The organism is Mycobacterium sp. IDR2000157661, assembly GCF_022317005.1.
In the GTDB taxonomy this organism is placed as follows: Bacteria; Actinomycetota; Actinomycetes; order Mycobacteriales; family Mycobacteriaceae; genus Mycobacterium.
This window is the reverse complement of sequence record NZ_CP081006.1, coordinates 638,173-658,405: the sequence shown is the minus strand read 5'-3', so window position 1 is coordinate 658,405 and position 20,233 is coordinate 638,173. Positions and strand designations below refer to the sequence as shown.

The 20,233-nt window shown below is 69.1% G+C and carries 26 protein-coding genes; 21 read left to right on the top strand and 5 right to left on the bottom strand.

Annotation, left to right across the window (positions count from 1 at the left end; all coding sequences use genetic code 11):
- The first annotated feature begins 4 nt into the window (after nt 1–4).
- The 13 genes from K3G64_RS04050 (at nt 5) to sppA (ending at nt 7,723) form a co-directional block, all read left to right on the top strand.
- Nucleotides 5–886 (top strand): formylglycine-generating enzyme family protein, encoded by an 882-nt coding sequence (locus tag K3G64_RS04050; protein ID WP_238889180.1) that lies wholly within the window; start codon nt 5–7, stop codon nt 884–886.
- Between the two features lie 259 nt (nt 887–1,145).
- Nucleotides 1,146–1,514: a 50S ribosomal protein L14 gene (gene rplN / locus K3G64_RS04045; RefSeq protein ID WP_067091049.1), complete on the top strand. Its 369-nt coding sequence runs from the start codon at nt 1,146–1,148 to the stop codon at nt 1,512–1,514.
- On the top strand, nt 1,515–1,832 hold the full coding sequence (gene rplX, locus K3G64_RS04040) for a 50S ribosomal protein L24 (RefSeq protein ID WP_238889178.1): 318 nt from the start codon (nt 1,515–1,517) through the stop codon (nt 1,830–1,832).
- Nucleotides 1,832–2,404: a 50S ribosomal protein L5 gene (rplE, locus tag K3G64_RS04035; protein ID WP_238889176.1), complete on the top strand. Its 573-nt coding sequence runs from the start codon at nt 1,832–1,834 to the stop codon at nt 2,402–2,404. The genes rplX and rplE overlap by 1 nt, the downstream gene beginning before the upstream one ends.
- 4 nt (nt 2,405–2,408) lie before the next feature.
- Nucleotides 2,409–2,594 (top strand): type Z 30S ribosomal protein S14, encoded by a 186-nt coding sequence (locus tag K3G64_RS04030; RefSeq protein WP_059089870.1) that lies wholly within the window; start codon nt 2,409–2,411, stop codon nt 2,592–2,594.
- A gap of 138 nt (nt 2,595–2,732) precedes the next feature.
- The gene (gene rpsH / locus K3G64_RS04025) at nt 2,733–3,131 is read left to right on the top strand and encodes a 30S ribosomal protein S8 (protein ID WP_238889174.1); all 399 of its coding nucleotides are present in this window, start codon (nt 2,733–2,735) and stop codon (nt 3,129–3,131) included.
- Nucleotides 3,132–3,146: 15 nt separating this feature from the next.
- Nucleotides 3,147–3,686, top strand: a complete 540-nt coding sequence (gene rplF, locus K3G64_RS04020; protein WP_238889172.1) for a 50S ribosomal protein L6 — start codon at nt 3,147–3,149, stop codon at nt 3,684–3,686.
- Between the two features lie 2 nt (nt 3,687–3,688).
- The gene (gene rplR, locus K3G64_RS04015; protein WP_305071274.1) at nt 3,689–4,099 is read left to right on the top strand and encodes a 50S ribosomal protein L18; all 411 of its coding nucleotides are present in this window, start codon (nt 3,689–3,691) and stop codon (nt 4,097–4,099) included.
- Between the two features lie 29 nt (nt 4,100–4,128).
- On the top strand, nt 4,129–4,809 hold the full coding sequence (gene rpsE, locus K3G64_RS04010) for a 30S ribosomal protein S5 (protein ID WP_238889170.1): 681 nt from the start codon (nt 4,129–4,131) through the stop codon (nt 4,807–4,809).
- Nucleotides 4,810–4,811: 2 nt separating this feature from the next.
- The gene (gene rpmD, locus K3G64_RS04005) at nt 4,812–5,000 is read left to right on the top strand and encodes a 50S ribosomal protein L30 (RefSeq protein WP_238889168.1); all 189 of its coding nucleotides are present in this window, start codon (nt 4,812–4,814) and stop codon (nt 4,998–5,000) included.
- Nucleotides 5,000–5,443 (top strand): 50S ribosomal protein L15, encoded by a 444-nt coding sequence (rplO, locus tag K3G64_RS04000; protein ID WP_238889166.1) that lies wholly within the window; start codon nt 5,000–5,002, stop codon nt 5,441–5,443. Before rpmD ends, rplO begins: the two co-directional genes overlap by 1 nt.
- A 110-nt stretch (nt 5,444–5,553) precedes the next feature.
- Complete coding sequence (locus K3G64_RS03995) at nt 5,554–5,889, top strand: DUF732 domain-containing protein (protein ID WP_238889164.1); 336 nt, start codon at nt 5,554–5,556, stop codon at nt 5,887–5,889.
- Between the two features lie 31 nt (nt 5,890–5,920).
- Entirely contained in the window at nt 5,921–7,723 is a 1,803-nt protein-coding gene (sppA, locus tag K3G64_RS03990; protein WP_238889162.1) for a signal peptide peptidase SppA, read from the top strand.
- A 36-nt stretch (nt 7,724–7,759) separates the two neighbouring features.
- On the opposite strand, the gene K3G64_RS03985 is transcribed toward sppA, so the two are convergent.
- On the bottom strand, nt 7,760–8,410 hold the full coding sequence (locus K3G64_RS03985; protein WP_238889161.1) for an L-fuculose-phosphate aldolase: 651 nt from the start codon (nt 8,408–8,410) through the stop codon (nt 7,760–7,762).
- Nucleotides 8,407–9,387, bottom strand: a complete 981-nt coding sequence (locus tag K3G64_RS03980) for an NAD(P)-dependent oxidoreductase (protein WP_238950396.1) — start codon at nt 9,385–9,387, stop codon at nt 8,407–8,409. Before K3G64_RS03980 ends, K3G64_RS03985 begins: the two co-directional genes overlap by 4 nt.
- A gap of 18 nt (nt 9,388–9,405) precedes the next feature.
- On the opposite strand from K3G64_RS03980, the gene K3G64_RS03975 reads away from it, so the two are divergent.
- A complete protein-coding gene (locus K3G64_RS03975; RefSeq protein ID WP_370647091.1) occupies nt 9,406–10,749 on the top strand; it encodes a xylulokinase in 1,344 nt (447 codons plus the stop codon).
- On the opposite strand, the gene K3G64_RS03970 is transcribed toward K3G64_RS03975, so the two are convergent.
- From K3G64_RS03970 to K3G64_RS03960, 3 genes are read right to left on the bottom strand one after another with little or no spacing between them, the layout of a single operon-like run.
- Nucleotides 10,721–11,620, bottom strand: coding sequence for an SAM-dependent methyltransferase (locus K3G64_RS03970; RefSeq protein ID WP_238889159.1), 900 nt, complete (start codon nt 11,618–11,620; stop codon nt 10,721–10,723). The two genes, K3G64_RS03975 and K3G64_RS03970, sit on opposite strands and share 29 nt — an antisense overlap.
- An 8-nt stretch (nt 11,621–11,628) precedes the next feature.
- Nucleotides 11,629–12,534, bottom strand: a complete 906-nt coding sequence (locus K3G64_RS03965; RefSeq protein WP_238889158.1) for an SAM-dependent methyltransferase — start codon at nt 12,532–12,534, stop codon at nt 11,629–11,631.
- A gap of 12 nt (nt 12,535–12,546) precedes the next feature.
- Nucleotides 12,547–13,491 (bottom strand): class I SAM-dependent methyltransferase, encoded by a 945-nt coding sequence (locus tag K3G64_RS03960; RefSeq protein ID WP_238889157.1) that lies wholly within the window; start codon nt 13,489–13,491, stop codon nt 12,547–12,549.
- 305 nt (nt 13,492–13,796) lie between these two features.
- Here K3G64_RS03960 and secY point away from each other — a divergent pair, with 305 nt between their 5' ends.
- The 7 genes from secY (at nt 13,797) to K3G64_RS03925 (ending at nt 20,227) form a co-directional block, all read left to right on the top strand.
- Nucleotides 13,797–15,137: a preprotein translocase subunit SecY gene (secY, locus tag K3G64_RS03955; protein WP_238889156.1), complete on the top strand. Its 1,341-nt coding sequence runs from the start codon at nt 13,797–13,799 to the stop codon at nt 15,135–15,137.
- Nucleotides 15,134–15,694, top strand: a complete 561-nt coding sequence (locus tag K3G64_RS03950; protein ID WP_238889154.1) for an adenylate kinase — start codon at nt 15,134–15,136, stop codon at nt 15,692–15,694. Before secY ends, K3G64_RS03950 begins: the two co-directional genes overlap by 4 nt.
- A 2-nt stretch (nt 15,695–15,696) precedes the next feature.
- Nucleotides 15,697–16,500: a type I methionyl aminopeptidase gene (gene map, locus K3G64_RS03945; protein ID WP_238889153.1), complete on the top strand. Its 804-nt coding sequence runs from the start codon at nt 15,697–15,699 to the stop codon at nt 16,498–16,500.
- Between the two features lie 103 nt (nt 16,501–16,603).
- The gene (locus tag K3G64_RS03940) at nt 16,604–17,128 is read left to right on the top strand and encodes a sigma-70 family RNA polymerase sigma factor (protein WP_305071273.1); all 525 of its coding nucleotides are present in this window, start codon (nt 16,604–16,606) and stop codon (nt 17,126–17,128) included.
- The gene (locus K3G64_RS03935; RefSeq protein WP_238889152.1) at nt 17,125–17,808 is read left to right on the top strand and encodes an anti-sigma factor family protein; all 684 of its coding nucleotides are present in this window, start codon (nt 17,125–17,127) and stop codon (nt 17,806–17,808) included. The genes K3G64_RS03940 and K3G64_RS03935 overlap by 4 nt, the downstream gene beginning before the upstream one ends.
- 72 nt (nt 17,809–17,880) lie before the next feature.
- Nucleotides 17,881–19,569 carry a thiamine pyrophosphate-binding protein gene (locus K3G64_RS03930; RefSeq protein ID WP_238950394.1) on the top strand — a complete coding sequence of 563 codons (1,689 nt, stop codon included), beginning with the start codon at nt 17,881–17,883 and terminating at the stop codon, nt 19,567–19,569.
- Nucleotides 19,550–20,227 (top strand): SRPBCC family protein, encoded by a 678-nt coding sequence (locus K3G64_RS03925; RefSeq protein ID WP_238889151.1) that lies wholly within the window; start codon nt 19,550–19,552, stop codon nt 20,225–20,227. The genes K3G64_RS03930 and K3G64_RS03925 overlap by 20 nt, the downstream gene beginning before the upstream one ends.
- Nucleotides 20,228–20,233: the final 6 nt, after the last annotated feature.

Sequence of the window (20,233 nt, the reverse complement as noted above, 5' to 3'; positions counted from 1 at the left end):
AACGATGCTCACCGAACTCGTCGAGCTGCCGGGCGGGTCGTTCCGGATGGGATCGACGCAGTTCTATCCCGAAGAGGCGCCCGCGCACACCGTCCGCGTCGCCGCGTTCGCCGCCGAACGGCATCCCGTCACCAACGCCCAGTTCGCCGAATTCGTCTCCGACACCGGCTATCTCACCGTCGCCGAACAACGGCTGGACCCCGCGCTGTACCCGGGTGCGGAGCCGAGGGACCTGGTGCCGGGTGCACTGGTGTTCGGGCCGACCGCAGGCCCGGTGGACCTGCGGGACTGGCGACAGTGGTGGCGCTGGGTGCCCGGCACGAGCTGGCGCCGGCCATTCGGCCCGGACAGCACCATGAACGACCGACTCGACCACCCGGTCGTGCAGATCGCCTATCCGGACGCCGCGGCCTACGCGCGCTGGGCCGGTCGCCGACTGCCCACCGAGGCGGAGTGGGAGTACGCGGCGCGCGCCGGGACCGTGACCGCCTACTCGTGGGGCGACGAGGCCATGCCGGGCGGACAGCTGATGGCCAACACCTGGCAGGGCCGGTTCCCGTACCACAACACCGGCGCGCTCGGCTGGGTCGGCACGTCACCGGTGGGGACGTTTCCGCCGAACGGGTTCGGGCTCGTCGACATGATCGGCAACGTGTGGGAGTGGACGACGACGAGGTTCTCGGCACACCACCGCCTCGACGACCCGGTGAAGGCGTGCTGCACGCCGAGCGGACCCGCCGATCCGACGGTGATGCAGACCCTCAAGGGCGGCTCGCATCTGTGCGCGCCGGAGTACTGTCACCGCTACCGCCCGGCGGCGCGCTCGCCGCAGTCGCAGGACAGTGCGACGACCCACATCGGTTTCCGCTGCGTGGCGGATCGGTAGCGGGCTCGCCGGCGAGCGACCGTTCCCGGACAGAAAACGCGGCGTGTCGCCGGGCGAACACGGTCTCTCGCCCCAGCGGCGGCGATTTGGTTCCCCGCAGGTCGTCCCATAGAATCAAACGGTTGCCTTGGGCAGACCTCGGCCGGATTCGGCCCCGCGTGCCCTTCGGTGACAGCAAGACGCGCACGTCAGGTCCCGTGGGCTGTGCCCACAATCAGGCTGGGGCCTGGCGTGCATACAACCAGGTCGAGGAGATCGAGTGATTCAGCAGGAATCGCGGCTGAAGGTCGCCGATAACACGGGCGCCAAGGAGATCTTGTGCATCCGCGTGCTCGGCGGCTCGTCGCGACGCTATGCCGGCATCGGCGATGTCATCGTCGCGACGGTCAAGGACGCCATCCCCGGTGGCAACGTCAAGCGCGGCGATGTGGTCAAGGCCGTCGTCGTGCGCACCGTCAAGGAGCGTCGTCGCGCCGACGGCAGCTACATCAAGTTCGACGAGAACGCCGCCGTCATCATCAAGCCCGACAACGACCCGCGCGGGACGCGCATCTTCGGTCCGGTCGGTCGTGAACTGCGCGAGAAGCGCTTCATGAAGATCGTCTCGCTCGCTCCGGAGGTGTTGTAGATGAAGGTCCACAAGGGCGACACGGTGCTGGTCATCTCCGGCAAGGACAAGGGCGCCAAGGGCAAGGTCCTGGTGGCCTACCCGGCGCGCAACAAGGTGCTCGTCGAAGGTGTCAACCGCATCAAGAAGCACACCGCGGTCTCGCGCAACGAGCGTGGCGCACAGTCCGGCGGCATCGTCACCCAGGAAGCCCCGATCGACGTCTCCAACGTCATGGTCGTCGACTCCGACGGCAAGCCCACCCGCATCGGGTATCGAAAGGACGACGAGACCGGCAAGAAGGTCCGCATCGCCAAGACCAACGGCAAGGACATCTGATGACCACTACTGAAAGCGCTGAGAAGACCCTTCCTCGTTTGAAGCAGCGCTACCGCGAGGAGATCAAGGACTCGCTGCAGAAGGAGTTCGGCTACGCCAACGTCATGCAGATCCCCGGCGTGGTCAAGGTCGTCGTGAACATGGGCGTCGGTGATGCCGCGCGCGACGCCAAGCTGATCAACGGCGCGGTCAACGACCTGGCCCTGATCACCGGGCAGAAGCCGGAAGTCCGCAAGGCCCGGAAATCCATAGCGCAATTCAAGCTGCGCGAGGGCATGCCGATCGGCGCGCGCGTCACGCTGCGCGGTGACCGCATGTGGGAGTTCCTGGACCGGCTCATCTCGATCGCGCTGCCGCGTATCCGCGACTTCCGCGGCTTGTCGCCCAAGCAGTTCGACGGCACCGGCAACTACACCTTCGGGCTGACCGAGCAGTCGGTGTTCCACGAGATCGACGTGGACTCCATCGACCGGCCCCGTGGCATGGACATCACCGTCGTCACCTCGGCGACGAATGACGACGAAGGACGAGCGCTGTTGCGGGCTCTCGGCTTTCCGTTCAAGGAGAACTGAGCACATGGCAAAGAAGGCACTGGTCAACAAGGCCAACAAGAAGCCGAAGTTCAAGGTGCGCGCCTACACCAGGTGCCAGCGCTGCGGCCGTCCGCACTCGGTGTTCCGCAAGTTCGGCCTGTGCCGGATCTGCCTGCGCGAGATGGCGCATGCCGGCGAGCTGCCCGGCGTTCAGAAGTCCAGCTGGTAACGGCCGGCACCAGCCCACAACCCACGAAAACAGTTGCGGTAGGCCCTGAGCAGGGAACCGCCGTGAGGAAGGTAAACCTCCTGTCATGACCGCGATGACGACGATGCGGAGCGCAGCGACGAAGAGGAGCAGCGCCCGATGACTATGACGGATCCGATCGCAGACTTCTTGACCCGTCTGCGCAACGCCAATTCGGCGTACCACGACGAGGTGACCCTGCCGCACTCGAAGATCAAGGCCAACATCGCCGAGATCCTCAAGCGCGAGGGCTACATCTCCGACTACCACACCGAGGATGCTCGGGTGGGCAAGTCGCTGGTCGTGCAACTGAAGTACGGCCCCAGCCGCGAGCGCAGCATCGCCGGCCTGCGCCGGGTGTCCAAGCCCGGACTGCGGGTGTACGCGAAGTCGACCAATCTGCCGCGGGTCCTCGGCGGCCTCGGCGTGGCGATCATCTCCACGTCGGCAGGCCTGAAGACCGACCGCCAGGCGGCCCAAGAGGGCGTGGGCGGCGAAGTCCTCGCATACGTGTGGTGAGGGAGATATAGAGACATGTCGCGAATTGGAAAGCAGCCGGTCCCGGTTCCCAGCGGGGTCGACGTGTCGATCGACGGACAGAACGTGTCGGTCAAGGGGCCAAAGGGCACCCTGGCGCTGGCCGTCGCCGAGCCCATCCGCGTGGCTCGCGACGACGATGGCGCCATCGTGGTCAGCCGCCCCGACGACGAGCGGCGCAGCCGGTCGCTGCACGGGTTGTCGCGCACGCTGGTGTCGAACCTGATCACCGGCGTCACCGAGGGCTACACCACCAAGATGGAGATCTTCGGCGTCGGCTACCGCGTGCAGCTCAAGGGCTCCAACCTCGAGTTCGCGCTCGGCTACAGCCACCCGGTCACGATCACCGCGCCCGAGGGCGTGACCTTCGCGGTGGAGACGCCGACGAAGTTCTCGATCTCCGGTATCGACAAGCAGAGGGTCGGCCAGGTCGCGGCGAACATCCGCCGTCTGCGGAAGAGCGACCCCTACAAGGGCAAGGGCATCCGCTACGAGGGTGAGCAGATCCGCCGCAAGGTCGGAAAGACAGGTAAGTAGACATGGCTACGACTACGAAGGATCCGGCGGCGACGCAGAAGCCCGCGGGGCGCAACGTCTCCGAAACCCGGCGGGTGTCGCGGATGCGGCGCCACGCCCGGCTGCGCAAGAAGATCTCCGGCACCGCCCAGGTGCCGCGCTTGGTGGTCAACCGCTCGTCGCGGCACATCCACGTGCAGCTCGTCAACGACATCAACGGCACCACCCTGGCCGCCGCGTCGTCCATCGAGGCCGACGTGCGCGCGGTCGAGGGCGACAAGAAGGCCCACGCAGTGCGGGTCGGCCAGCTGATCGCCGAGCGCGCCAAGGCCGCGGGCATCGACAAGGTCGTGTTCGACCGCGGTGGCTACACCTACGGTGGGCGCATCGCGGCGCTGGCCGACGCGGCGCGCGAAGGCGGGCTGGAGTTCTAGATGACTGACTTCAACGGAAGGATTGCATGATGGCCGAGCAGGCATCAGGAGCCGCTGGGCCGGCGGCATCCGAACAACGCGACGGCCGTGGGTCGCGGGGTGACCGCGACGGGCGCGGCCGCCGCGACGACCGTGGCGGTCGTGGCCGCGACGGCGGTGACAAGAGCAACTACCTCGAGCGCGTGGTGTCGATCAACCGCGTCTCCAAGGTCGTCAAGGGCGGTCGCCGCTTCAGCTTCACCGCGCTGGTGATCGTCGGTGACGGTCACGGCATGGTCGGCGTCGGGTACGGCAAGGCCAAGGAAGTGCCCGCCGCCATCGCCAAGGGCGTCGACGAAGCGCGCAAGAACTTCTTCCGCGTCCCGCTGATCGGCGGCACCATCACCCATCCGGTGCAGGGCGAAGCCGCCGCCGGTGTGGTGATGCTGCGTCCGGCCAGCCCCGGTACCGGTGTGATCGCCGGCGGCGCCGCCCGTGCGGTGCTCGAATGCGCGGGCGTGCACGACATCCTGGCCAAGTCGCTGGGCAGTGACAACGCGATCAACGTCGTACACGCCACCGTCGCCGCGCTCAAGCTGTTGCAGCGTCCCGAAGAGGTCGCGGCGCGGCGCGGGCTGCCGATCGAGGACGTAGCGCCTGCGGGCATGCTGCGGGCGCGACGCGAGGCCGAGGCCGTTGCCGCGTCGGCCGCGCGGGAAGGGTCGGCATAACCATGGCAGAGCTCAAGATCACCCAGGTTCGCAGCACCATCGGTGCGCGCTGGAAGCAGCGCGAAACCCTGCGGTCACTGGGGCTGCGCAAGATCAGCCAGTCGGTGGTCCGTGAAGACAACGCGCAGACGCGCGGCCTGATCAACACCGTGCACCACCTCGTCAGAGTAGAAGCAGTGGAGTCCTCCTAATGACACCCATCAAACTCCATGACCTGAAGCCGGCGCCCGGATCGAGGAAGGCCAAGACCCGCGTTGGTCGCGGTGAGGGCTCGAAGGGCAAGACCGCCGGGCGCGGCACCAAGGGCACCAAGGCCCGCAAGAACGTCCCGGTGATGTTCGAGGGCGGGCAGATGCCGATCCACATGCGGCTGCCGAAGCTCAAGGGTTTCCGCAACCGGTTCCGCACCGAGTACGAGGTCGTCAACGTCGGCGACATCGACAAGCTGTTCCCCAACGGCGGCGACGTCGGTGTCGACGACTTGGTGGCCGCCGGTGCGGTCCGCAAGAACTCGTTGGTCAAGGTGCTCGGCGACGGCAAGCTGACCGTCAAGGTCAACGTCACCGCCCACAAGTTCAGCGGCAGTGCCCGCGAGAAGATCACCTCCGCGGGCGGATCGGCGACCGAGCTCTGACAGTCCTGATCGAGAACCCCCGCTTCGGCGGGGGTTCTCGCATCTGAGCGCGTAACGCCCGGGGGCGGCGTCGCGATTACACTGCTGATGCCGGCACCGAGGAGGAGCCCATGATCCGTCACTGCGTCGCGCTGGGTCTCGCCGGTCTGGCGGTGTTCAGCGGTGCAGCGACGGCCCACGCCCAGACCGCCGACGAGCGGTTCGTCGACGTGGTGACCGAACTGGGTGTCTCGGCCGCTTCCGAATCGGAGATCACCGAGCTCGGACGGCGCGTGTGCACCATGCTGACCGAAGGCTTCGCGAGCAACGTGAACCCGGTGCCGGTGGTGCGCGGGGTGGTGACGTCGCTGCAGAGCAGCAACCTGAATCGGGAGCAGGCGGTCGGTTTCATGCGGGCCTCGGTCGCCGTCTACTGCCCCAATCACGCCCGCTTGATCGGCCGCTAGCCGTTCGGTCGGGCGTCGGTACGCTCGACTCATGTTCGCCTTCCTGCCCGGTCTGCCCGGTCCCGACGATCTGCGCGCGCTGGTTCGTCGCGTCGACACCGCCCGCCACCACGGTGTGCCGGACGGGGTCATCCTCGAGTTGGATCTACTGTCGGTGCCCAACGAGACGGGCGGATTCGATCCGTTCGCACTGCTCACCGGCGCGGTCCGGCCGCTGCTGCTGCGCGAGACCGTCGCCGCCCTCCACCGGGCGGCCCAGGATCCCCGGGTCGCCGGGCTGATCGCGCGCGTGCAGGTCTCGGGAGCCCCGGCCGGACCTGTGCAGGAATTGCGCGACGCGATCGCGGCATTCAGCGATGGCAAGCCCTCGCTGGCGTGGGCGGAGACCTATCCGGGGACGCTGTCGTACTACCTGGCGTCGGCGTTCCGAGAGGTGTGGATGCAGCCGTCGGGCACCGTGGGTCTGATCGGCTTCGCCACCAACGCGCTGTTCCTGCGCGACGCTCTGGACAAGGCCGGCATCGAGGCGCAGTTCATCGCCCGCGGCGAGTACAAGTCGGCGGCGAACCTGTTCACCCAGGACAGCTACACCGAGGCCCATCGGGAGGCCGACGAGCGGCTGATCCAGAGCCTGCACACCCAGGTGCTGGAGGCGGTGGCCGAGTCGCGGCACCTGTCGCCGGACGAGGTGAACGCGCTCGCCGACAAGGCGCCGCTGCTGCGCGACGACGCACTCGCGGGTCGACTCGTGGATCGGATCGGGTTCCGGGACGAGGCATACGCGCGGATCGCCGAACTCGCCGGGGCGCCGAATATATCGCCGTCGGACGTGGACTCCGAGGATGCGCCGCCGCGGCTGTATCTGTCGCGGTACGCGCGGGCCACCGCCGAGCGGCCCGGCCCGCCGATGCCGCCCATCCCCGGGCGCAAGGCCAAGCCGACCATCGCCGTCGTCACCCTGCACGGGCCGATCGTCAGCGGTCGCGGCGGGCCGGGCCCGCTACCTCTCGGCAGTTCGAGCGCGGGGGGCGACACCATCGCCGCCGCACTGCGCGAGGCCGCCGCCTCGGATGACGTGTCGGCCATCGTCCTGCGGGTCGACAGCCCCGGCGGTTCGGTCACCGGATCGGAAACCGTTTGGCGCGAAGTGAATCGGGTGCGCTCGGGAAAGGATGGAGCCGGCAAGCCGGTGGTGGCGTCGATGGGCGCGGTCGCCGCGTCCGGCGGCTACTACGTGTCGATGGGCGCCGACGAGATCGTCGCCAATCCCGGCACCATCACCGGTTCGATCGGCGTGGTGACCGGCAAGTTGGTGGCCCGCGAGCTCAAGGACCGCCTCGGCGTGGGCTCGGACTCGGTACGCACCAATGCCAACGCCGACGCCTGGTCGATCAACCAGCCGTTCACCGACGAGCAGCAGGCCCACGTCGAGGCCGAGGCCGACCTGTTCTACACCGACTTCATCGAGCGGGTGGCCGTCGGGCGCAAGATGAGCGTCGAGGACGTCGAAGCGATCGCCCGCGGCCGCGTGTGGACGGGAGCCGACGCCAAGGAGCGGGGTCTGGTCGACGAACTCGGCGGGTTGCGCACCGCGATCAGGCGCGCCAAGGTGCTGGCCGGTCTGGACGCCGACGCCGACGTACGCATCATCGGCTATCCCGGCTCGTCGCTGATGGACCGGCTGCGGCCCAAGGCGTCCTCCCAGCCGGCGGCGGCATCGCTGCCCGAGGCGTTCGCCGCGCTGCTGGGCCGATCGGTGGCCGGCATGGTGGTTCGCGCGGAGGAGTCGCTGACCGGCGTGAGCGCGTTGTGGCTGGGGGACTACCGCTTCTAGTCCTCGCGCCGATGGCCCACGCGCCGAGGGACGGGGTCAGTGCTCGCGCAGGTAGCGGTAGACGGCAGCGAAGTTGGTGTTGACCTCGTCGGGGATCGGTACGGGTCCGCCGAGCGCCCTCGCGCCCCAGGCGATCTGGGCGGTCCGCTCGACGAGCGCGGTGACATGCAGAGCCTTGTCCGGCCGCGGCGCGACGGCGACCAGGCCGTGGTTGGCGATCAGCGCCGCAGCCCGGCCGTCGAGCGCCTTGACGGCATTGTCGCCGACGTCGGGAGTGCCCGACGCCGCGTATTCGGCGCAACGGATGTCGCCGCCGCAGTACACGGCGAACTCGTCGACGCAGGCCGGAATCGACTGCTGCGCAACGGCGAACATCGTCGCCCACACCGGGTGGCTGTGGATCACGCTGCCGATGTCGGCGAAGGCCCGGTAGCACGAAAGGTGCAGCGCCATCTCGGTCGACGGCGCCCGGCCGTCCTTGGCTGACAGCACGGTGCCGTCGGGGTCGACCAGCACGAGGTCGTCGAGCACCATGTCGCGGTAGTCCACCGACGAAGGTGTGATGACGATGTTGCCGTCTTCTCGCCGCGCCGAGATGTTGCCGGCCGTGCCCTCGACCAGGCCGCGGCGCAGCATGTCCTTGGCCGCGGCCAGCACCGCCTCCTGCGCGTTGTTCACGAACCTCACGACGCCAGTACCTCCGGGTTGACGATGTTGGCCGGCCTGCGTCCCGACAGCAGCGCTTCGAGACCGTCGGCGACCATCTGCGCCTGTCGCGCCTCAGTGTTCCAGGTGGCGCCGCCGATGTGCGGCGTCAGCACGACGTTGGTCATAGCGACCAGCGGGTGATCGGTGGGCAGCCATTCGCCGACGAAATGGTCCAGGCCCGCCGCGCCGACCTTGCCGCTGCGCAGTGCCGCCACCAGGGCGTCGGTGTCGTGCAGTTGCGCGCGGGCGGTGTTGAGGAACACCGCGCCGTCGCGCATCGCGGCGAACTGCTCGGCGCCGATCATGCCGACCGTGTCCTCGGTGACGGGTGCGTGCAGCGAGACGATGTCGGCCTCGGCGAGCAGTTGCTCGAGGCTGTGGCCGGCCTCGTCGTGGTACGGGTCGTGCGCGATGACCTCGAGGCCAAGGCCCTGCAGTCGCCAGCGCAGCGCGCGGCCCACCGCGCCGAGGCCGACCAGGCCGGCCGTGCGGCCCGCGATCTCCCACGCCCGGAACCGTTGATAGGGAAGCGTGCCGTCACGAAACACCTCGCCAGCGCGGACGTCGGCGTCGCCGGTGAGCACGTGGCGGGTCGCGGCGAACAGCAACGCGAGCGCCATCTCGGCGACGGCGTCGGCGTTGCGGGCGGGGGCGTTGAGCACCGGGACCCGCGCCGCCGTCGCCGCCGCGACGTCGACGTTGTTGGGGTCGCCGCGGGTCGAGGCCACCGCCGTCAGTGGCAGCTCGAGAACCGGGCCGGCTATCGAATCTCCCTCCACGACAAGCACATCGGCGCGTTCGGCGGTGGCACGCTCGGCGAGTTGCTCGGCGGCGTAGATCCGCAGCGGCCGCAGGTCGATCCACGGGTCGTACACGACGTCGACCAGCTGGTGGAGCTTGTCGAAACCCGGCCCGCGCAGCGGGGCCGTCACGAGGGCGCGAAGTCGGGTCACGATGACACATGCTGGCGTACGGTGACCGGCGTGTCAGCCAAAGCGGTCATCGGCGTCGACATCGGCACCACCTCGGTCAAGGCGGTGGCGGTCGACGAGGACGGCCGGGTGACCGCGCGAACCCGGGTCCCGCACGCGGTGCGGGTGCCGACGCCCGACCGCCTCGAGCACGACGCCGGCGAGGCCTGGCGACGCGGCCCGCTTGCGGCGCTGGACGCGCTGGGCCGCCTAAACGCCGCCGCCGTGGCCGTCACCGCGATGGTGCCGTCGCTGACCGCGGTAGACGCCGACGGCGCTCCGCAGACACCGGGCCTGCTCTACGGCGACGAGCGGGGCCGCGGCGCAACCGGCCGTCCCGACGCCCGGTTCCTGTCCGGCGAGGCGGTGGAGTTCCTCCGCTGGACGGCGGGGGAGCGGCCCGGTGCGCCGGGTTACTGGCCGGCGGCCGCGCTGGCCAATCACGCGCTGGCCGGCGAGGCGGTGATCGACAACGCCACCGCCAGCACCATGTACCCGTTGTTCGACGGCGCGGGCTGGAGTGAACCGGTGTGTGCGGACTGCGCTGTGACGCCCGGCCAGCTCCCGCGGATCGCGGGGTCGGGGGAGGCCGTCGGCACGGTGCGCGGTAGAGACACGCTGCTGGGCGCCGGTGCGGTCGATGCGGTGTGCGAGCAGGTCGTCGCCGGGGCCGACACCGACGGCGACGTGCTCGTGCTGTGCGGCACCACGCTGATCGTGTGGGTGACGATTCCGGAGTATCGGGAAGTGCCCGGGCTGTGGACGTTGCCGCACACCGCGCCGGGCAAGTGCCAGATCGGCGGGCCGAGCAACGCAGGCGGACTGTTCCTCGGCTGGCTGGACCGGGCCGTCGCACCGGGTGACGCGGTGGATCCGCGTCGTGTCCCGGTGTGGGCGCCGTATCTGCGCGGGGAACGCGTGCCGCACCACGATCCGTTTCGTCGCGGCGTGCTCGACGGGCTCGATCTGACGCACGACGGCGCGGCGATCCGCCGCGCCGGGTTCGAGGCGTCGGGCTTCGTGGTGCGCCAGCTCATCGAGATGAGCGGCGCGCCCGCGACCCGCATCGTGGCGACCGGCGGCGGCACCCGTGTCGCGCCGTGGATGCAGGCCATCGCCGACGCCACCGGCCTGCCCGTCGGGGTGTCGGCCGTCGCCGAGGGCGCCGCGCTGGGGGCGGCGTTTCTCGCGCGCATGTCGGCCGGTCTGGAGTCGTCGCTGTCCGACGCCGCGCGCTGGGCCGCCACCGAACGCGTCGTCGAACCCGACGCCGCGTGGGTGGCGGCGACGCAGGACCGCTACGGCCGGTTCCTGGAACTCAGCGCTTCGCCGCCGCCACATAGCTGACGTCGGCGAACATCCCGATGGTCTCCTCGTCCGGGAAGTCGAAGCCGTTGGCGGCGTACGCGTCTCGCATGCTCTGCGCCGTGACGTCCCACCCTCGTGCGTTCAGGTAGTCGACGATATCGTTGCGCTCGCCGTGGTAGATGAGGTCGCGCATCTCGATGTCGTGCCCGTACTTGCGGAGTCGGTCGGCGATCTCCTGCGACCGTTCGTCGGAGAACATGCTGATGTCGGGGATGTGCTCGGTGGCGAGCCTGCTGCCCGGCGCGCTGAGCGCGTCGATCCGGTCGAACAGCAGATCCTGCGCCTCGGGCGGCAGATAGATCAGGAGTCCCTCGGCGATCCAGGCGGTGGGTTTCATTGCGTCGAACCCGTTGTCGCTCAGGGCTTTCGGCCAGTCGTCGCGCAGGTCGACCGCCACTGCGCGCCGGTTGACAGCCGGTCGCGCGCCCAGTCGTGCGAGCGTGTCGTCCTTGAACGCGATGACCTCCGGCTGGTCCAGCTCGTACACCGCGGTGCCGCCCGGCCACGTCAGCCGGTAGGCGCGGGCGTCGAGTCCGGCCGCCAGGATGACCGCCTGGCGGATACCGACGGCCGAGGCGTCGGTGAACAACCGGTCGAAATGCCGGGTCCGAACCGCCATCCCCTCGGCGGCCCGGCGCGCGTTGAAGCGGGGGTCGATGGCGTCGAGGTCGACCTCGCCGTCGAGCGCCCGAAGGAAGAAGTCGAGCCCCACCGCGCGCACCAGCGGTTCGGCGAACGGGTCGTCGATCAGTCCCTCGCGGTGGCTCAGCACGCGCTGCGCGGCCACCATGGTCGCGGTGGAGCCCACGCTGGACGCCAGGTCCCACGAGTCGTCGTCGGTGCGGGCCATCTGCTCTCCTAGGTTCTCGCGGCGACGATTGCGAGCGAATCACGCATCGGCGCAAGGGTTTCAGAGTCGGGGAAGTCTCGGCCGTACGCGGCGAACACCTCCGGTCGGGTCCGGGCGGACACCTGCCAACCACGTTCGCCGAGGTAATCGACCACATGGTTGCGTTCACCCGGATAAAACAGCTGCGAGATGTCGAGGTTGGTGACGGCCTCGTCACCCCACCGCTCGCTGATCGCCCTGGCCCGCGCGCCGATCGCCGCCGCCGCGTCCGGGTGGTACTCGGTCGCCAGCCGACTGCCCGGCGCGCTGAGCGCGGTGATGTCGTCGAACAACCGGTCCTGCGCGTCCGGCGGCAGGTACACCAGCAGGCCTTCGGTGCTCCACGCGGTCGGTTGGTCGGGATCCAAGCCGCTCGCGCGCAGCGCGTTCGGCCAGTCGTCGCGAAGGTCGATGCCGACCGTGCGCAGGTGCGCGGCAGGCGCCGCACCGATCGACGCCATGGTCGTCGCCTTGAACTCGATGACCTGCGGTTGGTCGATCTCATAGACGACCGTCCCGTCCGGCCACGGCAGCCGGTAGGACCGCGAGTCCAGGCCGGAGGCCAGAATCACCGCCTGCCGGACGCCCGCATGGCCGGCGTCTCGGAAGAAGTCGTCGAAGAACCGGGTCCGCACCGCGATGACGCGCGCCATGAACCGGGCACCGGCCACGTCGCCGTCCTCCAACTCGATCTCACCGTCGGCAAGGCGGGTGAAGAACTCGAGGCCGACCGCACGGACCAGCGGGGCGGCGAACGGGTCGTCGAACAGCGCATCGGCCTCCCGGCTGGCCACCGCGCGGGCCGCCGCCACCATCGTCGCGGTGGTGCCCACGCTGGAGGCCAGATCCCAGCTGTCCGCGTCGCTCCGGCTCACGAACTCAGTAATCTAGTCCTCCTCGCCTCCGGGGAGGATCCCCGTGACGTACTGCAGTTCGCCGAAACCGGCCGAGTCCTCCTCCTCCGACAGCGCGGGCAGGCCGTTGTCGGTCAGCAGTTCGGCGACCGTGCGACGGGTGAGTCGCCAGCCGCCGTCGGCCAGGTACTGACCGGCCTCGTTGCGCTCGCCGAGATAGACGAGCTCGGCGAAGTCCAGGTCGAACCCGTGGCTGCGCCACCGCTGCGAAGCCTCTTGCATACGCTCGAAGGCCTTCTCGCGGTCGGCCGCGGCGGTGTTGGGCACGCTTTCGACCGCGACCCGGCTGCCGGGCGCGCTGAGCGCGGTGACGGTGTCCAGCAGCCGGTCCTGTGCCTCCGGCGGCAGGTAGCCGAGCAGCCCCTCGGCGCTCCACGCCGTCGGCTGGTCGGGATCGAATCCCGCGTCGATGAGCGCGGCGGGCCAGTCGGCGCGCAGGTCGATCGACACGGTGCGACGCTCGGCGGTCGGGTGGGCCCCGAGGGCGGCCAGCGTGCGGGTCTTGAACTCGATGACCTCGGGCTGGTCGATCTCGTAAACGCTCGTTCCAGCCGGCCACGACAGCCGGTACGCCCGCGCGTCGAGGCCGGCGGCCAGGATCACCGCCTGACGGACGCCCGCTTCGGCCGCCGCTGTGAAGAATTCGTCGAAGAACTTGGTTCGCACCGCCATGTTGTCGGTCATGCGCTGCATGCCCATCGACGCACTGTCCACATCCAGGTCGGCCGCCGTGAGCTCACCGGTGGCCAACCTGGTGAAGAAGTCCACGCCCACCGCCCGCACCAGCGGTTCGGCGTACGGGTCGGAGATCAGGGCGCCGTCGCCGGTGCTTGCCATCGCCCGCGCCGCTGCCACCATCGTGGCCGTCGCCCCCACGCTGGAGGCCAGGGTCCAGGTGTCGTCCTCGGTGCGTGCCATCTCGTCTCCCATGCCCTCGGTGCATTACTTAGCCGATATAACGGATCGGTCCCACCATACGTTCCCGGATATGTTCCCCGACGTGTTCATCGAGGAGTTCATGACTGAGACGTCGCCGTGAGTGCCAGACGATCAGCGGAATGCGGAGCCATCGGACCCCGGCTGTTACTCTCGTAGACTGTTTGACGGGCAACTCCGCAGGCTGCGCGCCTGACGGGGATCCGCACACGACTTAACCAAGACGCTGGTGGAATCCAGCCCCATCCGCACGCCGCGATCAACAGGTCGGCTGCGCAGGAGGAAGAGTGCTTTCGGCTTTCATCTCTTCGCTCAGGACAGTCGACCTGAGGCGAAAGATCCTGTTCACCCTGGGCATCGTGATCCTGTACCGGGTCGGCGCCTCGATACCGTCACCGGGCGTCAACTACCCGAACGTCCAGGAGTGCATCGCCGAGGTCAGTGGCGGCGAGGCGGGCCAGCTGTACTCGCTGATCAACCTGTTCTCCGGCGGCGCGTTGCTGCAGCTGTCGGTGTTCGCGGTGGGTGTCATGCCCTACATCACCGCGAGCATCATCGTGCAGCTGCTGACCGTGGTCATCCCACGCTTCGAACAGCTGCGGAAAGAAGGCCAGGCCGGTCAGGCCAAGATGACGCAGTACACGCGCTATCTGGCGATCGCCCTGGCCATCCTGCAGAGCACCAGCATCGTGGCACTGGCCGCCAACGGCGGGCTGCTGCAGGGTTGCTCGCTTGACATCATCCAGGGTCAGAGCGACGGCCTGCCGATCTTCACCCTCGTCGTCATGGTGATCGTGATGACGGCGGGCGCGGCCCTGGTGATGTGGATGGGCGAGCTGGTCACCGAGCGCGGCATCGGCAACGGCATGTCGCTGATCATCTTCGCCAGCATCGCCTCGGCGATGCCCGGTGAGGGCCAGAGCATCCTGGAGAGCCGCGGCGGCCTGGTGTTCGCGCTGGTCTGCGCGGGCGCGCTGGCCATCATCATCGGTGTGGTCTTCGTCGAGCAGGGCCAACGCCGCATCCCGGTGCAGTACGCCAAGCGCATGGTCGGCAGGCGCATGTACGGCGGCACGTCGACCTATCTGCCGCTGAAGGTGAACCAGGCCGGTGTCATCCCTGTCATCTTCGCGTCGTCGCTGATCTACATCCCGCAGTTGATCACCCAGCTGATCCAGAGCGGCAGCACCAACCCTGACGGCACCAGCTGGTGGAGCCGTTTCGTCGCGAACTACCTGACCGACCCGAGCAGCCCCGCCTATATCGCGATCTACTTCGCCCTGATCGTCTTCTTCACCTATTTCTACGTCTCGATCACCTTCAACCCGGATGAGCGTGCCGACGAGATGAAGAAGTTCGGCGGCTTCATCCCGGGCATTCGCCCCGGCAAGCCGACGGCGGACTACCTGCGCTACGTGCTCAGCCGGATCACCCTGCCCGGCTCGATCTACCTGGGCTCCATCGCCGTGTTGCCGAACCTGTTCCTCACCGTCGGAAGCGGCGGGCCGGTCCAGAACCTGCCCTTCGGCGGCGTCGGGGTTCTGATCATGGTCGGCGTGGGCTTGGATACCGTCAAACAGATCGAGAGCCAGCTCATGCAGCGCAACTACGAAGGGTTCCTGAAGTGAGAGTCGTTCTGCTCGGACCGCCCGGCGCCGGAAAGGGCACCCAGGCCCAGAAGCTCTCCGAGAAGCTGGGCATCCCGCAGATCTCGACCGGCGACCTGTTCCGGCAGAACATCGGCGACGGAACCCCGCTAGGAGTGGAAGCCAAGCGGTACCTCGACGCCGGCGATCTGGTGCCCTCCGAGTTGACCAACAAGCTGGTCGAGGACCGCATCGAGCAGGAGGATGCGGCCGCCGGGTTCATCCTCGACGGGTATCCCCGCTCGGTCGAGCAGGCCAAGGCGCTCGACGACATGCTCAGGCGCCACGACACCAAGCTCGACGCCGTGCTGGAGTTCAAGGTCTCCGAGGACGAGCTGTTCAAGCGGCTCGAGGCCCGCGGCCGCGACGACGACACCGAAGACGTCATCCGCAACCGCATGCAGGTGTACCGCGACGAGACCTATCCGCTGCTCGAGTACTACGGCCAGACGGACAGCCACGCCAACCTGCAGCAGGTCGACGCGGTCGGTTCGTTCGACGAGGTCTTCGCGCGGGCCCTGCGGGCGCTCGGCAAGTAAGCGTGGTCAGCCTGCCGGGCCTGCGCGGCCGCCGAGTCGTCGCGCAGCGCACCCCAGGGGAACTCGACGCCATGGCGGTCGCCGGGTCACTGGTGGCGTCCGCCCTGCGCGCGGTGCGCCAGGCCGCCGCTCCCGGGGTGTCCACCCTCGCGCTCGACGAGATCGCGGAGTCGGTGATCCGCGACGGCGGCGGCGTCCCGTCGTTCCTGGGCTATCACGGCTACCCGGCCAGCATCTGCTCGTCGGTCAACGACCGCGTGGTGCACGGGATCCCTTCGGCCGACGAGAAGCTGGCGGCCGGCGATCTGGTGTCCATCGACTGCGGCGCGATCGTCGACGGTTGGCACGGCGATTCGGCGATCACGTTCGGCGTCGGCCGACTGATCCCCATCGACGAGGCGCTGTCGCAAGCCACCCGCGAGGCCATGCTGGCCGGCGCCGCGGCCATGGTGCCCGGCAACCGGCTCACCGACGTGTCACACGCCATCGAGACTGCGACGCGCGCCGCCGAGAAGCGCTACGACCGCAAGTTCGGCATCGTCGCCAACTACGGCGGCCACGGCATCGGCAGGCAGATGCACATGGATCCGTTCCTGCCCAACGAGGGCGCTCCCGGCCGCGGCCCGCACCTGGCCGCCGGATCGGTGCTGGCGATCGAGCCGATGTTGAGCCTGGGCACCACCAAGACGATCGTCCTGGACGACGAATGGACCGTCGTCACCGCCGACGGCTCGCGCGCGGCGCACTGGGAACACACCGTCGCCGCCACCGACGACGGGCCGCGCATCCTGACCCAGGGTTCCTGAGCCGACTCCGTTCCGACTGCGCACTTTCCCCGCCGCGTCCAGCGTCGACGGCCAATACTGAACCGGACACCGGCCAGCCTCGTATCCATGACGGAGGTTGAACTTGGACAACCCGGAGGCCGCCGAAAGCCAGGCGATGCGGGCGCTATACGCCGAGCACTCCGCCGCCATCTGGCGCTACGCGGTGCGGCTGACGGGTGATACGGCTCGGGCGGAGGACGTGGTGCAGGAGACGTTACTGCGTGCATGGCGCCATCCCGAGGTGACCGGGGACAGCGAGAGGTCAGCGCGAGCCTGGCTGTTCACCGTCGCGAGGAACCTGGTCATCGACGAGCGGCGCAGCGCACGGTTTCGCAGCGAATCCGGCACCGCGGACATGGAGATGGCCGCGGACCGGCCCGGACCCGACGAGGTGGAGTCAGCGTTGAACCGGATGCTGCTCGGTGAGGCGATCGGCGCCCTGAGCGACGATCACCGCGCGGTCATCCGCCGCTCGTACTACCAGGGCTGGACCACCGCGCAGATCGCCGCCGACCTCCACATCGCCGAGGGCACGGTCAAGTCGCGACTGCACTACGGGGTGCGTGCGCTGAGACTGCGGCTCGAGGAGATGGGGGTGGCGCCGTGAAAGTCGACGATCGCTACGCGACGTGGGATGCCGCCTACGTGCTTGGCTCGTTGTCCGAGCCGGAACGTCGCGAGTACGAAGCGCATCTCAGTGCCTGCGCGCACTGCCGCGCCGCGGTCGAGGAGTTGCGCGGCATTCCGGCGCTGCTCGCCACCATCGACGCGGCCGAGATCGCCGATGGCGACTCCGAACCGCCCGCGCACGTTCTCGATTCGCTGCTGGACCGGCTGCGCGAGCGCAGGCGCCGGCGGCGCTGGTTGACGTCGGCGGCCGTGGGCCTGGCCGCCGCGCTGATCGCTGTCGCCCTGCTCTTCGCCGTCGGGCCTGCGCTCTTCGGGGAAGATCCGGCTAGGCCGCCCACGTCGAGTCAGGTGGCGATGGAGAAGGTGTCGGACACTCCGATCAACGCCACGGTCGAGTTGACCGGGTTCGGCTGGGGCACACGGATCGACATGGCCTGCACCTACGGGGACTGGGGCCGACGCGACGCGCCGCCGCAGCAACTGGCGATGGTGGTCGTCGGCCGCGACGGCAGCCGCAATCAGATCGCCACCTGGCTGGGGCTCTCCGGTGCGACGGCCCTGCCCAGCGCCAACACCCCGCTGCAAGCCGACCAGATCGCCGCCGTGCAACTGGTATCCCCCGAATCGGGACAGGTGCTGTTGCAACGCCGGGTGTAATTGACGCCATAGTTGAACCGGGTCGCCCGGGCCACCGTGTCACTGGTGAGCTTCGAAGGAAAGCAGGTACGGATGGCGACGACACATCGGGTGGTCGATCACATCGTGTCCTACCTTGCGGCGATCGGCGTCGATCTCATCTTCGGCGTGGACGGCGCCAACATCGAGGACCTCTACGACGCGGCACAGTTGCGCACCGACATCACCGCGGTGCTGGCCAAGCACGAGTTCGCCGCGGCGACCATGGCCGACGGCTACAGCCGCAGCGGTTGCGGGCTCGGGGTGCTGGCGGCGACGTCGGGCGGGGGCTGCCTGAACACCGTGCCCGGCCTGGGTGAGGCGCTGGCCAGCCGGGTGCCGGTGCTGGCCCTCATCGGGCAGCCACCGACCGGACTCGACGGCCGCGGCGCCTTCCAGGACACCAGCGGACGCAACGGCGCGCTCGACGGCGTGGCGTTGTTCTCCGCCGTGTCGGCGCAGTGCCGACGGGTGCTGGCACCCGCCGAGATCGTGCCGGCGCTGACCGAGGCGGTCGCCGCGGCGCTCGCTCGGCGTGGACCCGCCGTCCTGTTGCTGCCCAAGGACATCCAGCAGGCATCCATACCCCGCAACGGCGCCGCCGGGTGTACGCAACCGTCACGGCGGGTCGGGGATCCCGGTGTGCTGGTGCGCGCGCTGCGCGAGGCCGGCAGTCCGGTCACGGTCATCGCCGGTGAGCAGGTGGCGCGCGACGACGCCCGCGTTGAACTCGAGGCGTTGCGGGCGGTCTTGTGCGCCCGCGTGGCCACGGTGCCCGACGCCAAGGACGTCGCGGCCACACTCGGATCGCGTTCGGCTTCGGCCCTGGGCGTGACCGGGGTGATGGGACACCCGGGGGTCGCGGCGGCGGTCGCCCGCAGCGGCGTGTGCCTGCTCATCGGTACCCGCATGACGGTGACGGCGCGGGCCGGGCTGGACGACGCGCTGGCGACGGCCGCGGTGTACTCCCTCGGCTGCGCCGCGCCGTACCTGCCCTGCACCCACGTCCACACCGACGACCTGCGCACGTCGCTGACGCAGTTGACCGCTGCGCTGTCGAGCCCGCCCATCCGGGTTCGAGAGGCCACCGACGTGGTGCACCGCGAGCTGCACCCGCCCGAGCATCACGGCCCGGGTGTTCGCTACCGCGACGCGATGACGGTGCTCGACCGGACGTTGCCCGACGGGGTCGACATCGCGGTGGACGCCGGCAACATCGGAGCGGCGGCCATCCACCATCTGCCTGCCCGCCGCGACGGCCGGTTCCTCGTCGCCCTCGGGATGGGCGGGATGGGCTACAGCTTCGGCGCGGCGATCGGCATGGCGTTCGGACGCGGCAGGCGGACGGTCGTCATCGCCGGCGACGGCTCGTTCTACATGCACGGCATGGAGATCCACACCGCCGTGCAGTACGGCCTGCCGGTGACCTTCGTGCTGTTCGACAACCATGCGCACGCGATGTGCGTCACGCGTGAGCAGACGTTCTACGGCGGCGCCTACAGCTACAACAAGTTCGGCGCCAGTCGGCTGGGCGCCGGGCTCGCCGCGATGTTCCCCGGTCTGGCCGCGACCGACATCACCGACGTCGACGCCCTCCCCGGCGCGCTGGCCGCCGCGCTCGCGGCCGACGGCCCGTCGGTGGTCGCGGTCGAGTGCGCGGCGGACGAAATTCCCCCGTTCGCAGCCTTTCTGACCCAGCATGACTCGAAGGAGAGCACCGTCGATGCCATTCCGCGCGCTTGACGACATCACCGCCCACCGGCGCCACTCGGCGGGGACCGGCGACCCGCTCGACGGCGTGATCCGGGTCGAGACCTCGCCCCGGGAGAAGGCCACGCCGCTCATCATGGAGATGATGCGGTCGGTCTACCCGCACGACCAGGTCTTCGGCGAGTACTGCACCGTCAACAGCTACATCGACTGTCCGCCCGGTGCGCTGTTCGACTACCTGGCCGACACCCGATGCCTCGAGGAGTGGACGTACAGCACGCGTGGTTTCAGCCCCACCGAAGAGCCGGGGCTGTGGCTGGGCTATGACCTGCTCGCCCCGGACACCCGGATCTTTGCCCGGACGGTGGCGAACAGGGCGGCGATGACGGTGGACTACCACTGCGCCTGGGACCAGGGCACACACCTGTGGATGGTCTACCTGATGCGAATCGTGGACGCGCAGTTGGTGTTCGACAAGCCGGGTTCGGTGGTGCTGTGGACCAACTGCCATCACCCTTTCTACGACCGAAACCCCTACCCCGGCGCCGCCCCGCCGCAGCGGCCGGAATGGGTGGGCGACTTCTGGGACATGTTCGGCGCGGGCCACCTGCTCGAGTTGCGCAACCTCAAGGCCATCGCCGAGTATCGACACCGCAACGGTCTTCCCGTGACACCGGACTGGATGCGGTGAGGACGC